General features: G+C 44.5%; 7 protein-coding genes. 1 reads left to right on the top strand and 6 read right to left on the bottom strand.

The annotated features are described in order from the left end of the window. Window positions 1-15 precede the first annotated feature (15 nt). The 3 genes from gltB to BUB11_RS12010 form a co-directional block, all read right to left on the bottom strand. The gene (gltB, locus tag BUB11_RS12020) at window positions 16-4,590 is read right to left on the bottom strand and encodes a glutamate synthase large subunit (RefSeq protein WP_073029986.1); all 4,575 of its coding nucleotides are present in this window, start codon (window positions 4,588-4,590) and stop codon (window positions 16-18) included. Between the two features lie 528 nt (window positions 4,591-5,118). Continuing rightward, window positions 5,119-6,768, bottom strand: a complete 1,650-nt coding sequence (locus BUB11_RS12015; RefSeq protein WP_073029985.1) for a long-chain-fatty-acid--CoA ligase — start codon at window positions 6,766-6,768, stop codon at window positions 5,119-5,121. Window positions 6,769-7,004: 236 nt separating this feature from the next. Next, entirely contained in the window at window positions 7,005-8,660 is a 1,656-nt protein-coding gene (locus BUB11_RS12010; RefSeq protein WP_084110265.1) for an AMP-binding protein, read from the bottom strand. Between the two features lie 244 nt (window positions 8,661-8,904). Between BUB11_RS12010 and BUB11_RS27550 the strand changes: the two genes are divergently transcribed. Then, window positions 8,905-9,045, top strand: a complete 141-nt coding sequence (locus BUB11_RS27550; protein ID WP_159436932.1) for a hypothetical protein — start codon at window positions 8,905-8,907, stop codon at window positions 9,043-9,045. A gap of 300 nt (window positions 9,046-9,345) precedes the next feature. Here BUB11_RS27550 and BUB11_RS12005 read toward each other — a convergent pair whose 3' ends face one another. The 3 genes from BUB11_RS12005 to BUB11_RS11995 are packed head-to-tail and all read right to left on the bottom strand — an operon-like array spanning window position 9,346 to window position 14,258. Further along, window positions 9,346-10,503, bottom strand: coding sequence for a thiolase family protein (locus BUB11_RS12005; protein ID WP_073029984.1), 1,158 nt, complete (start codon window positions 10,501-10,503; stop codon window positions 9,346-9,348). An 11-nt stretch (window positions 10,504-10,514) separates the two neighbouring features. Next, window positions 10,515-12,902: a 3-hydroxyacyl-CoA dehydrogenase/enoyl-CoA hydratase family protein gene (locus BUB11_RS12000; RefSeq protein ID WP_073029983.1), complete on the bottom strand. Its 2,388-nt coding sequence runs from the start codon at window positions 12,900-12,902 to the stop codon at window positions 10,515-10,517. 54 nt (window positions 12,903-12,956) lie between these two features. Continuing rightward, window positions 12,957-14,258 (bottom strand): DUF362 domain-containing protein, encoded by a 1,302-nt coding sequence (locus tag BUB11_RS11995; protein WP_073029982.1) that lies wholly within the window; start codon window positions 14,256-14,258, stop codon window positions 12,957-12,959. Window positions 14,259-14,269 lie beyond the last annotated feature (11 nt).

The raw sequence follows: 14,269 nt of genomic DNA, 5'->3' as shown, positions 1-14,269 counted from the left end.
AGTCCCACCTCGCCCTTAAATCCTGGAAACATCTTTAAAATTCTCTTCAAATGCGGCCATCAAGGCCTCTTCGCCGCTTAGGCCCGCCTTGTGAGCCTTAGCAATGTTCTCCAGCATACGTTTGTAATCTTTAGGAATAACCTTAGTGAATCTCACCGAATAGCTTTCCCAGCTGTCAAGAACTCTCCTACCTTGAGGACTGCCGGTACTCTCGACATGTTTTTGTATCATTTCCTTGATTTCATTCATTTCTTCTTCAGATTGAATTTTCTCCAGTGTCACCATCGTCTTGTTGCAGTAAGCTTCATCAAAATCCAGAATATAGGCTATCCCACCGGACATCCCGGCTGCAAAGTTCCTTCCAGTCTTGCCCAAGATAACTACTTTACCGCCTGTCATATATTCACAGCCATGGTCACCTACACCTTCGACTACTGCTTTTACCCCACTGTTCCTGACACAGAATCTTTCCCCAGCTATCCCGTTGATGTAGGCCTCCCCTGAAGTTGCCCCATAGAAAGCGACATTTCCGATCAGAATATTCTTCTCAGGCTCAAAGTCAGAAGTTTTGGGAGGATAAACCACAATTTTTGCGCCTGAAAGGCCTTTTCCTAAATAGTCGTTTGAATCTCCTTCTAATTCCAGAGAAAGCCCTTTCGGAGTAAATGCACCAAAACTTTGTCCGGCTGATCCTACAAAGGTAAGCTTGATTGTATCTTCAGGAAGTCCAGTTTCACCGTATCTCTTGGAAATTTCGCTTCCGATAATTGTGCCGACAACTCGGTCCACATTATTGATCTTGAGTTTAGCTCGGATAGGTGTTTGATTCTCAAGTGCCGGTTTACAGATTCTAAGCAGCTTTTTTAAATCCATTGATTCTTCCAGCATATGGTTCTGAGACTGAGTGTTGAATCGGCTGACATCGGCACCGGCGTACGGTTGATATAGAATTGGGGACAGATCTAAGTGCGCCGCCTTCCAGTGCTTAACTTTCTCTTTGGTTTTAAGACGATCCGAACGTCCAACCATTTCATTGATTGTCCTAAAGCCGAGTTTAGCCATGATTTCGCGCATTTCTTGAGCGATAAATTTCATGAAGTTCTCAACATGTTCAGGCTTTCCTGTGAAGTTTTTCCTTAGATTTTCATCTTGAGTCGCTATCCCTACAGGACATGTGTTAAGATTACAAACCCTCATCATGACACATCCTAGGGCAATTAGCGGTGTAGTCGCAAATCCGTATTCCTCAGCTCCTAGCATTGCCGCAATGACAACATCCCGGCCTGACAGCAACTTGCCATCTGTTTCAACAACCACCCTGTCTCTCAGCTTGTTTAAAACCAAGGTCTGATGAGTCTCGGCAAGCCCCAGCTCCCAAGGAAGTCCCGTATTTCTGATACTTGTTCTTGGGGAAGCACCAGTTCCTCCGTCGTATCCACTGATAAGAATAACGTCTGCTTTACCTTTAGCCACTCCTGCAGCGATTGTCCCTACTCCAACTTCTGAAACGAGCTTGACGTTAATCCGCGCATCCCGATTGGCATTTTTTAGGTCAAAAATCAGTTCAGCCAAATCTTCGATTGAATAGATATCATGGTGCGGCGGAGGAGAAATAAGATTTACGCCTGGGGTTGAATGCCTTACCCTGGCAATTTCCGGATAAACCTTTCGTCCCGGAAGCTGGCCGCCTTCACCGGGCTTTGCTCCCTGAGCCATTTTAATTTGAATTTCCTGGGCATTCACTAAATAGTTACTGGTAACGCCAAAACGTCCTGAAGCCACCTGCTTAATGGCACTGTTCTTCGTGTCTCCGTTTACCATAACCTTGAATCGTTCGCTGTCCTCGCCGCCTTCACCCGAGTTGCTTTTCCCTCCCAATCTGTTCATGGCAATGGCCAGACACTCGTGGGCCTCCTTGCTAATAGATCCGTAGGACATAGCTCCGGTCTTAAACCTTTTAACGATTGACTCAACTGATTCCACCTCTTCAATGGGAATGGTGTCGCCTGCATTAATCTTAAAATCAAGAAGACTCCTTAAGGTGTAGATTTCGTCTTCGTTTATCTTTTTTGAATAATCCTTATAAAGAGGGTAATTTCCTTCTCGGCATGCTCTTTGAAGCATGTAGATGGTTTCAGAATTGTAGAGATGGATTTCCCCATCCTCCTTACACTGGAAGTATCCGCCTATTTCAAGGGAGTCCGTATACAGTGAATTCTCATCATAGGCGCTTTCATGCCGCATTTGATTTTCTAGAGCGATCTCCTCAAGTCCTATTCCTTCCAGTCTGGAAGGTGTCATTGTGAAATACTTATCAATGAGCTCCTTTTTAAGGCCTACTGCCTCAAAAATTTGAGCTCCGTGGTAACTTCTCATGGTAGAAATACCCATTTTAGTGAGTACTTTGAGCACTCCTTTAACCGAAGCCTTAATGAAATTCTTTTTAGCCTCTTCGTAATTCAGTCCCTCTAACAGTCCTTTTCCAGCGAGGTCTTTAATGGTTTCATAAGCCAAATAAGGATTGATTGCCGTAACTCCATACCCAATCAGCGTACAAAAATGGTGTACTTCTCTCGGCTCAGCAGATTCCAGCACAATTCCCAGATTAGTTCGGATTTCTTTTCTGATCAGGTGGTGGTGAAGTCCTGAGGATGCCAAAAGTGCTGGTATTGCTGCCAGCTTCTCATCGGCGCCCCGGTCTGAGAGAATAATGATATTAGCTCCTTCATTGATCGCCTTGTCCGCTTCTCTGAAAACTCTATCTAAAGCCCTTTCCATAGATTTTGCCCCTTCTGAGGCTTGATAAAGTATGGAAAGGGTGGCAGCTTTGAGCCTGCCATCATTTAGTTGCTTAATCGTTTGAAGCTGTTCATTGGTTAGTATCGGTTGCTCAAGGGACAAGCTCGCTGAGTTTCTTTGATCAGGGTCCAGAAGATTTCCGGTATCTCCAAGCAACATGCTTCCCGAAGTGACTATGTCTTCCCTTATTCCGTCAATGGGAGGATTGGTAACCTGAGCAAAGAGCTGTTTGAAATAAAGGTACAGCATCTGGGGTTTCTCAGATAATACGGCAAGAGGGGAATCCATACCCATGGCTCCTATAGGATCTACACCCTCTATTGCCATAGGCTGAATAGTTTTAGTGATGTCCTCAAACGTATAGCCAAAGGCTTTCTGTTGCTTAATAAGGTCTTCCCTTATCTTCTCTTCCTTAGCATTCTCAACCGAAAGATCACTTAGTTTGACGATATGGCGGCTGTTCCATTCTTCATAAGGATGCATCATCGCTACACTTTGCTTTACTTCTTCATCTGAAATGATCCTCTTCGCTCGGGTATCGATAAGCAACATTTTGCCTGGTTCCAGCCTGCCTTTATATTTTACATTTTCAGGCTTGATATCAATTACTCCGACTTCTGAAGCCAGGACAACTTTGTCATCTTTTGTAACATAATACCTTGATGGTCTGAGTCCGTTTCTGTCCAGTACTCCACCAATGACCACACCGTCTGTAAAACCCATGGCAGCGGGACCATCCCAAGGCTCCATTAAAAAGTCATGGAATTGGTAGAAATCCTTTTTGTCCTTAGACATCTGCTCATTCTTTTCCCAAGGTTCAGGGATCATCATCATCACGGAGTGGGGAAGCGACCTGCCGGTAAGGTGAAGAAATTCCAGGCTGTTGTCGAACATCGCAGAATCACTGCCAGACTCATCAACGATAGGGTAGACTTTCGAGAGATCATCAAACAGGGGCGAAGCGATACACTTTTGTCTCGCCTTCATCCAATTTACATTCCCTCTAATCGTATTTATCTCGCCATTGTGAACAATGTATCTGTTAGGATGAGCCCTCTCCCAACTTGGAAAGGTGTTGGTGCTGAACCTTGAATGGACCATAGCGAGTGCTGATACAAAATCAAGGTCGGAAAGGTCAAGATAGAAATCTCTCAGTTGCTCTGCTGTAAGCATGCCTTTATAAACGATAGTTTTGGAGGAAAGGCTGGCAACATAGAATGTCCCTCCCTTATCTTCGCACATCGGGACCATGACTTTTTCTGCTTTTTTTCTTATGATATACAGTTTTCTTTCAAAGTCCATTTCGTCTGATATGCCGGTATTCTTTTCGATAAAAACCTGAATAAATCTGGGCATAACCGCCTTTGCGCCTTCGCCGACTGTAGTCATATCGATAGGAACTTCCCTCCAGCCAAGGATCTTCTGGCCTTCCTCCCGGGCAATTTTTTCGAAGGTTTCCATCTGGATTTTTCTGAAATCATCATACTTATGTGCAAAAATCATGCCTACGCCATAGTTGCCTTTTTCCGGCAAATTAAAACCCAGAACATCACATTCTCTTTTGAAGAAACCATGCGGAATCTGAATTAGTATACCGGCACCGTCACCGGTATTTTCATCCGCTCCGCTTGCACCTCTGTGACTTAAGTTTTCCAATACAGTTAAAGCTTCTTCTATAATGCCATGAGACTTTTCACCCTTGATATTCACAACGAATCCCATACCGCATGCATCATGTTCTAATGCTGGATCGTAAAGTCCCTGTTTCTTTGGCAAACCATAACTTTGCATATAACTCACCCTTCGTTGCGAATTTAATATTTATAAAACAAAAAAGCGCCCTCAAAAGAATGCACCTCTGGTCTGGAAGTACAAAACTTTTTCGAGCGCCTTTGCCCTACATTATTAAATTAATTCAAGATTAAACAATTTAGTTGTTTAATTTAACTTAACATAAGAACACCAATGATTCAACTGTTTTAGCTACATTATACAGTAAACAAGAGAAAAATGTTCTATACCTGCCAACTTACACAAACCCTTTGCTTGGCATCAAATTTCTAATTTGGCTCCTTATTTATCAATTCCGAGACCTACTTCAAATAGGTGTTCCTTATTCTCTTTCGGTGACGTAAGTCTCGATGTTCAGCTATTAGCTGAACGAGTTCACTATTCCTGCTTAAGAAAAACGAATAAATCGGCAACAAAATAATTTAATACTCAAAGCCCTTTGGAATGACAACTCCAAAGGGCTTTGAGTATATGTCTGATTTTCAGGGTCCATTTTACTAAAATGTTCCCCCTCTTTTTTTATTCTATTCAGCTTTGGCTGGCCGCAGCGGCTTGAATTTTCGCCTTCTCCTCTTCTACAAGCTGGCGCCGCAAAACTTTACCTACGATCGTCCTAGGTAATTCATTTCTAAACTCAACAAGACGCGGGACCTTAAAAGCGGCTAATTTGTTCCGGCAATAATCAATAAATTCTTGTTCAGTTGCTTCGGTATTAGCTTGCAAGACGATAAATGCTTTTACCGTCTCGCCTCGATAGGCGTCAGGCACTCCTGCCACAACTACTTCTTTAACTTTAGGATGTTTATATAAAACTTCTTCAATATCACGGGGATATACGTTGAACCCCCCTGCAATAATCATATCTTTCTTACGGTCGATAATATAACAGAAACCCTCTTCATCCATTCTTGCCATATCGCCAGTATGCAGCCAGCCATTACGCAAGGTTTCAGCCGTCTCCTGCGGTTTTTCCCAGTATCCTTTCATTACTTGCGGACCACGAATACATAATTCTCCTATTTCCCCTATGGGGAGTTCCTTATCACCCGTTTCCAGATCAGTGATTATATAATCCGTGTCGGGAAGAGGTAATCCAATGGAGCCGGCTCGCGTAGGGCGGTCAAGCGGATTGCAATGGGTTATTGGGGATGCTTCGGAAAGCCCGTATCCTTCCACCAGATTTCCCTTACCATTCGTCACCATACCAAACTTCTGAGCAACCTCTAAGGGCAAAGGAGCGGAACCACTCGTGCAAACTTTTATTTCAGCTAAGCTCTCATGGTATTCCGCAATGCGGGGGTGCATATTCAAGGCCATAAACATAGTTGGTGCCCCAGGAAACAAAGTAGGCTTGTAGGCACGAATCGTTTCCAATACCTGATCGGGGTCAAAACGAGGCAATATTATCTGAGTAGCGGCTACTGCCACTGCATAATTAACGCAGTCAGTCATACCATAGACATGAAATACTGGCAAGATCGTGAGAATTCGTTCATCTCCATACTTCATGTCAATTGACCATTCAATAACTTGTTGGGTATTAGCACTAAGATTATTGTGAGTGAGCATAACCCCTTTAGAGATACCCGTAGTACCACCCGTATATTGCAAAACCGCCAAATCTTCTGCAGGATCAATGGCTACTTCAGGAAGAGCCGGCTCACATTTGATAAGATCATCGTATGAATACATGTCCGGGGCTGCTTTGACCGGTGCCAAAAAATTAAACACTATAACTCTTTGCAGGGGGGTCTCCTGGAGTACATTCTTTACACGGGGATACATCATTTCAAACACAATGATCGTGGTTGCCCCTGAATCATTCATCTGATGAGCAATTTCCGGTTCAACATACATAGGGTTTGTCTGGACGACGATCGCACCCAATTTGAGCAAAGCAAAGAAAGCGACTTCCCATTGAGGACAATTAGGCCCCATCAGCCCCACACGTTCCCCTTTTGTAACACCCAGATCAGCTAAAGCAGTGGCAAAGCGATTGACCTGATCACCAAATTGTCTATAAGTAACGGTATGACCTGCAAAGATCATGGCAGGAGTATCCGGCATTTTGGAGACTGTCTCGTCAAACATCTGACCTAGTGACTTATTGGGATAATCAATATGGTACCTTACATTGCCAGGATAGCTTTTTAACCATACTCTCTCGTTTTCCGTCATCCCTTTTCCTCCTCTTACTTTTAGGGTATTTAATCATAGGCATAAACAGCGAAAATAGATCTTTTCTAATATCTTCGCCTTATGACCTATAAAACTAATTCTTAAATCTCCTCACCTTTTCTTCTTGGCATTATTCTTAACCACCTAACACAGATAAGACTTGTCAATCAACTTTTTCCCATCGTAGCTTAAGTCCGATGAATAAGGTTTGAAAAAAACTTTTTCATCTCTAAACTCTAATTCTGTTTTTCTTTTAACAGCCTTCGTAACACTTTTCCCGCTCCTGTGGCTGGTAAGGACTCGCGAAATTCTACATAGCGCGGGGCCTTGTATGGGGCCATTCTTTGTTTAGCCCAGTCCATAATGTTCTGATCAGTAATATGAGTGCTCTGACCCGATTTGAGAACGATATAGGCTTTTACTACTTCCCCTTTTTGGGCATCGGGTACACCTGTAACTGCTGCTTGGGCTATCCCTTCATGCCGCATCAGCATGGCCTCCACTTCCTCAGGGAACACACTGTACCCGCTAACCTTAATCATCTCTTTGAATCGTCCGCAGAAGATTAAATAATTTTTCGCATCCAGCTGCCCCATATCTCCAGTGTATATCCATCCCTCACGCAGAGTCTGAGCACTTTCTTCAGGCTTATTCCAATAACCTTTGAAAGCACCTGGAGTGGAGATAACTATTTCTCCCATTTCTCCAACAGGCTTTTCCTTGCCAGTTTCCGGATCAACAATGCGTATCTTTGTTTCATAGGTAGGAATACCTTGTGTTCCCCACTTAACAGCATTTGAAGGCATAAAGGTGTCCGCGGTGTGAGTCTCACTTAGACCGTAGGCCCCCTCACAAATCTGGCAGCCTCCCGTGAACTTAGCCCAAGCCTCAGCAATCTCCTGGGTCAGGTTAATCCCAAAACTGGTACCTCTAGTTGTTCTTAAAGAGGAAATATCATATTGTCCAGCATTTGGTACCTGCATAACTGCGACATTCATAGGAACAACGCTATACCACCACGTACATTTATACTGATCAATGGCTTGCAAAACGGTAATCGGATCAAACCGATACAAAAGCACCATACTCGCGTTAGCATAAATCGGGCAATTAAGCCCCAATAACATCCCAGCGATGTGGTAAAGCGGTACCACAGTAAGAAAAATATCCTTCTCCAATATTCGGTTGCTTTGTGTTGCAGCCGCGGTTTTAAAGAGAGCATTACCGTAAGAAAGCATAGCCCCCTTTGGTTTACCCGTCGTACCAGAAGTGTAAACCATTAGACTAATATCATCCATGTTAACGTCCACAGCGGGTACTGAGCCTTTCACATCGTTAATAACCGAAAGCATGTCTTGAACATCCGATATGATCGGCTTAGGTTTGCAAATCTCGGCTGGGACATTCAACGAAGGTTCATCCGGCAGAAATTCCCCATAATTCGTTAGAATAATCTGTTCGATTTTAGTTTTAGATTGTACCTTAGCAACAACATCGTACAGACTGTCCGCTGCTACAATAACCTTAGCTTCCATGTCAGTTAATTGGTACTCCAGTTCCCACTCCTTAAACAATGGACTGCATGGACTGACAACCGCCCCGATTTTCTGGATGCCATAATGAGCAATAAAATACTGTGGACAATTGGAGAGAAAAAGTGCTACACGCTCACCCTTCTTGACTCCAGAACTCGATAAAAAGGATGCAAACCGCTCGCTAAGATCATCTAACTCCCCATAGGTAATCTCCCGCCCATACCATATAATCGCAATCCTCTCCGGATTTAGACGAGCATTATCCCTCAAATACTCGTGCAAAGGCTTCTGCCCCTTAAAATAAGTCAAGTTCGGATCTAAATTACCAGGCCAATCTTTGCGTATACGTTCATCCATAGCCTGCCTCCTCAAATTTCTTTTGTTAAACTTGACAATACATAAATTGTGCCACTCGCTGAAACTCCCTTTCCAAGTGATGATAGAACAGCATTTTACTTATTAATATGAATTTTCTGATAATTTATATTAAAATTTTTTACACCTTTATAAATCTATTTTAAATTCCTCCCGTTCGTTCCCAAGTCCCCCCATCTCCCTGTTCCCACCCCCGTCAACCAGAAAGCAAGGGGACAATTGCCAAGTGAATCCATTCGTGGAAGTTCACGTTAAAGCGAGTGCCGACGCTGAAGGGCAATTTCGCCCAGGTTCACATCTCGCGCCACCCAGAGGTTGGCGAAATTCCTTCAGCATCCAGCGAGCCAGTGAACGGGAACGTGGGTGAACGGGCAATTTCCCCTGTCTTTCACAAGACCCCAAAAACCAACCCAAGAACCGTCCCCAACGTCCCCCGTTCCCTTCGCCCCAACCCCCGTCGACCAAAAAGAAAGGGGACAATTGCATAGTGAACCCATTCGTGGGAGTTCACGTTAAAGCGAGCTCCGATGCTGAAGGGCAATTTCGCCCAGGTTCACATCTCGCGCCACCCAGAGGTTGGCGAAATTCCTTTAGCATCCAGCGAGCCAGTGAACGGGAACGTGGGTGAACGGGCAATTTCCCCTGTCTTTCACAAGACCCCAAAGACTTATACTATCTCGTAAACCCCAGCAGCCCCCATACCACCCCCAATGCACATAGTCACCATACCATACTTCAACTTCCGCTTGGTCATCTCACTTAAAAGTGTAGCTGTAAGCTTAGCGCCCGTACACCCAAGTGGATGTCCAAAGGCAATCGCCCCACCATTAACGTTCACCTTTGCAGGGTCAATCTCCAGCGTCTTTAAAATCGCCAAGGACTGAGAGGCAAATGCCTCATTTAACTCAAATAAATCGATTTGATCAAGAGTCAAACCTACCTGCTTAAGAACTTTAGGAATAGCCTTGATCGGTCCAATCCCCATAAGTTCCGGTTCCACCCCGGCCACAGCAAATCCGCGCCAAACTGCTAGAGGTTTCAACCCTAAAGCCTTGACCTTTTGCTCCGACATCATAAGAGCCATTGCTGCACCATCACTGGTCTGAGAGGAGTTTCCCGCCGTCACCGAGCCACCAGTCATGAAAGCAGGCTTCAGCTTGCTCAAAGATTCCGCCGTAGTCTCTGGACGAATCCCCTCATCTTTGCCAAACCATTTTTCACCCGGTTTTCCCCATGTCGGCAAGGGAATTGGAACTATCTCATCATCAAAGCGTCCACTACTCTGAGCTGCCCAGGCTTTCTTATGGCTTAAGGCTGCAAATTCATCTTGTTGTTCACGAGTAATTTCATATTTTTTAGCGACATTTTCAGCAGTTATGCCCATTGAAATATACGCCTCAGGTGCATTTACGATCATATAGGGATTTGGGGCTGGTTTAGTCCCGCCCATCGGAACCATAGACATGCTCTCGATTCCGCCGCCAATCATAACGTCCGCTTCACCCAAACGAATTCGATCGGCAGCCATTGAAATGGCCTGCAGACCGGATGAGCAAAAGCGATTGACTGTCACACCGCAAACATCAATTGGAAGACCCGCACGCAAGGCCATGACCCTGGCCGCGTTCATCCCCTGTTCTGCTTCAGGAAAAGAACAACCTATTACACTATCTTCAATATCTTTTGGATCAAGAGCAGGTACATTTTTAAGGATGTCCTGAATAACATATACGCCTAAATCATCGGGTCTGACCTGTGCCAAGGACCCTTTTCCCGACTTTCCAACAGCCGTCCGTTTGGCCTGCACAATATAGGCTTGTTGCATCTTTTTCCCCCCTAATTCCGTAATGGCTTCCCTTTAGCAAGCATATGGCGAATGCGATCCTGGGTCTTTGCTTCGCCAAGCAAGCTCATAAAGGCTTCTCGTTCAAGATCTAAGAGATATTGCTCATCCGCCAGCATCCCTGCAGGCCGATCTCCACCGGTCATAGCGTAGGCCAGCTTATTGCCCAAATACCGATCATAATCAGAGATATAATTTCCTTGGCGCATTCCATATAAAGCTAACTCCAAAGTTGCACGAACACCTGGACCTGCAAGTTTAACTTTAGTTGGCAGATTAGGCCTAAAATTACGAGCCAAATCAATAACTCGGGCCTTAGCGTCCAAAATGACGTGTTCAGAATTCATGCTGTAACGATCATGATCCCGCAAGAAGCCAAGCTGACGGGCTTTTTCAGCGCTCGTCGAAACTTGGGCCATGGCAATTGCCTCAAACCGCTTCCCAAAGAAATAATCCGGTGAAACTTGTATACCCGGCAAAACTCCTTCCATCGCCCTTACTGCCATTTCTTTAGTTCCTCCGCCGCCAGGAATCAAGCCAACCCCCACTTCAACAAGTCCCATGTAAGTTTCTGAAGAGGCCTGAATAGCGTGGGTATGCAAGCAAATTTCTGCACCCCCGCCAAGGGTCATCCCGAAAGGAGCTGCAACCACAGGTTTCTTGGCATATTTCAGAGCCATTGTTTGATTTTGTAAAGCACGTATCATCAGGTCGATCTGATCCCAATTCTGTTCTTCAGCTTCCAAGAGAATGAGCATAAGATTTGCACCCACGCAGAAATTCTTACCTTGATTTCCGATAACCATTCCCAGATAGTTATCTTCAACTTCTTGCAACGATTTTTGGATCATAGTGACGATATCTTCACCAATAGAGTTGTTTGGCGAGTGAAATTCTAAGCAAGCCACACCGTCTCCCAGATCTATCAAGCTTGCTCCATTATTCCCCAATATAACCTTACCTGCTTTATGCGCTTGCTTAAATGAAAAGGAGTAAGGACTCAAGGTTTTTTCATGATATGTTCCGGTATCGTAATAAGCCGTCTGTCCATCTTCTGTCTTCTGATAGAAACTCGTATGTCCTTTAGAAAGCATTTCCTCCACAAGTGTGGGAATCGTGCCACCTTCGGCAAGGATACGGTCCGCAGTTGCCTTGACTCCCAAGGCATCCCACAACTCAAAGGGACCCAGTTCCCAGTTGTATCCCCAACGCATTGCTTGATCGATTGCTGTGATGTCATCCGCAATATCCTTAACGATCGTTGCAGCATATAGTAAGGATGCCTTCAAAACATTCCAAGCAAACTCTGAGCCAATATCATCACCGTTCACTAAGGTACAAAGTTTTTCCGGCAAACCTTTTGCCTGTTTTGCCTTTTCTAAAGAAGCAAATTTCACAGGTTTCTGTGGGCCATATGTCATGGTTTGAATGTCTAGTACTTCAATGACTTTGCCTTTAGGGCCTTTAGACTTTTTGTAAAAGCCCTGTTTGGTTTTATCACCCAACCAACCATTTTTTAGCATGGTTTGGATAAAATCCGGCAATATAAAATCATCTTTTTCTGACGGTACGCCTTCGGCGACGTTATTGTTGGAATGGATAAAAGTATCCAATCCGACGAGGTCTATCGTTCGAAACGATGCACTCTTCGGACGACCCATAACAGGTCCGGTCAAAGCATCAACTTCTTCTACAGTCAGACCTGTTCGAAGCATTTCCTTAAGTATTACTGGAGAGCCGACTGCACCAATCCGATTGGCAATAAAATTAGGAGTATCTTTGGCCATGACAACTCCTTTACCCAAGACCCGCTCTCCGAATTCGCTTAGGAATGTGATGACCCCCGGATCGGTATTAGGCCCAGAAATTATTTCCAAGAGTTTCATATAGCGAGGGGGGTTAAAAAAGTGCGTTCCCAGGAAATATCTAGTGAATTCTTCTGGAAGCCCCTCCACCATAGCTTTCAAAGAAATACCCGACGTATTTGAGCTGACAATTGTCCCCGGACGGACATTGGCAGCGATCTTTTTAAAAAGGTCTACTTTGATATCGAGGCGCTCTACTACAACCTCAATTACCCAGTCTACTTCACTTAAACGCCCCAAATCATCACTTAAGTTTCCTGCCTCAATTCGTTCCGCAAACTCCGGGACTAAAAAGGGGGCGGGATTCATTTTAACCAATTTACTCTTATTAGCTTCAGCAATGCTATTTCGAACCTTACGGTCCTCTAGGGTCAATCCTGCTGCTTCCTCTTTTGCTGAGAGCATGGAAGGGACAATATCCAACAACAGGCTCGGGATTCCGGCATTGGCCAAATGGGCTGCAATGGTACTCCCCATCACGCCTGACCCCAATACCGCTACTTTATGAATCTGCATTTATATCCTCCTCTCATTTCTTCGCTGATGGCGCCTTGGCGCAACAATTAAAAGCTATTCAATCGACCAATCCTTTAACCTGAAACCCTCTTCTTCCTTATAGCGACCAACTAAATAGTCAAGGAAGCCCAAATACTCCTTATAGTTACACTTAATTCCCTCTTCGGCTAACGCCGCTATGAACTTTTCCAGATCGGGCGGACATCCCCAGATTGGGATTGCCTTTTTGATATTGGGATTATTCTTATTCAAGTGACAAGCACATTTTCCAAAGAGGACGGTCTTGTCAAAACCCTCGGCGGCTAGCCTCTGCTTGCCACTGACGACCTCTACATTTGGAAAGGGCTCTCCCTTAAAGGCTGAAGAGAAAAGAATTAACATGGGATTGTACACAACAGAACAGCCCGTACATAGACTACTGTCATATTTTCGGATTGCAAGTCCCGTAATTCCCCGCTTTTCGAACCCTGCCGGACCAGTATCTGCTTCCGACCATTCCCAATCATAGTCAACAAATTCCTGAAGATCTGTAACCTTTTCCCCTTTGACCTCGTAATCTGCCAAATCCATGCTGTATCCGTGACGCTTAGCATAATTAGTTAGATGTTCCACCTCCTTCCCTTGATAGCCTAAGATGGCTGACCCCACAAGGTCGCAGGCAAAAGAATCACGCGACGCTATCAGTACATCCTTGCGAAATGCTCTTCCAGTAGGCCCGGGACCTTTCTCCAAGGTATAAAGGCCATCGATAATGGTCAACGCCACTGGTAACTTTTCAATAATACGGGGGAACATTTGGCTCAGCTCCTTATCCCCCACACCATGACAAGCCTGTTTGGATTTTTTATTCAAGCATCCTTTGAGGTTTTTAATGCCTAAGGACACTTTAGCCTGATTATGGGTTTTTAAGACCGGAACATTGATAATTTTGTCTGCTTCCAACGCTTGTTTGGCAAGATCAATTTGAAAGCCATCTCCATAATCTGTTGAACTAAACTCTCCTTGGTTAAAATCCACAAGCTTAACTCCATAACGCTCCTGTAATTTCTTATATCCTAAAGTTTCATAAACAACATTTATATCAGGAATCAGGGATTGCAGAGCACCTTCGCCAATTGTCAAATCACTAAAGCCGTGTTCCGCTAAGATGCGTACCAAGGCCTCCATCACTAAACTGGTGGTAATGACACCATAAGGCGGAAATGGTAATTTGTATTCCCAACATACAACGTTTGGTTTAATTAGGATTTTGTCATTTGTCGCAAGCCCTGCAAATCCATCACATAGGCTTAAGCACTTCTGAAGAGACTCATAAACATCCGTTACTCTAACTAGAGATACCGCTTCCTTAAGCATTGAAACTACCC

The organism is Desulfosporosinus lacus DSM 15449 (genome assembly GCF_900129935.1).
In the GTDB taxonomy this organism is placed as follows: Bacteria; Bacillota; Desulfitobacteriia; order Desulfitobacteriales; family Desulfitobacteriaceae; genus Desulfosporosinus; species Desulfosporosinus lacus.
Note: the sequence above shows the minus strand (reverse complement) of the source record. Positions and strands in the feature narration are given on the sequence as shown.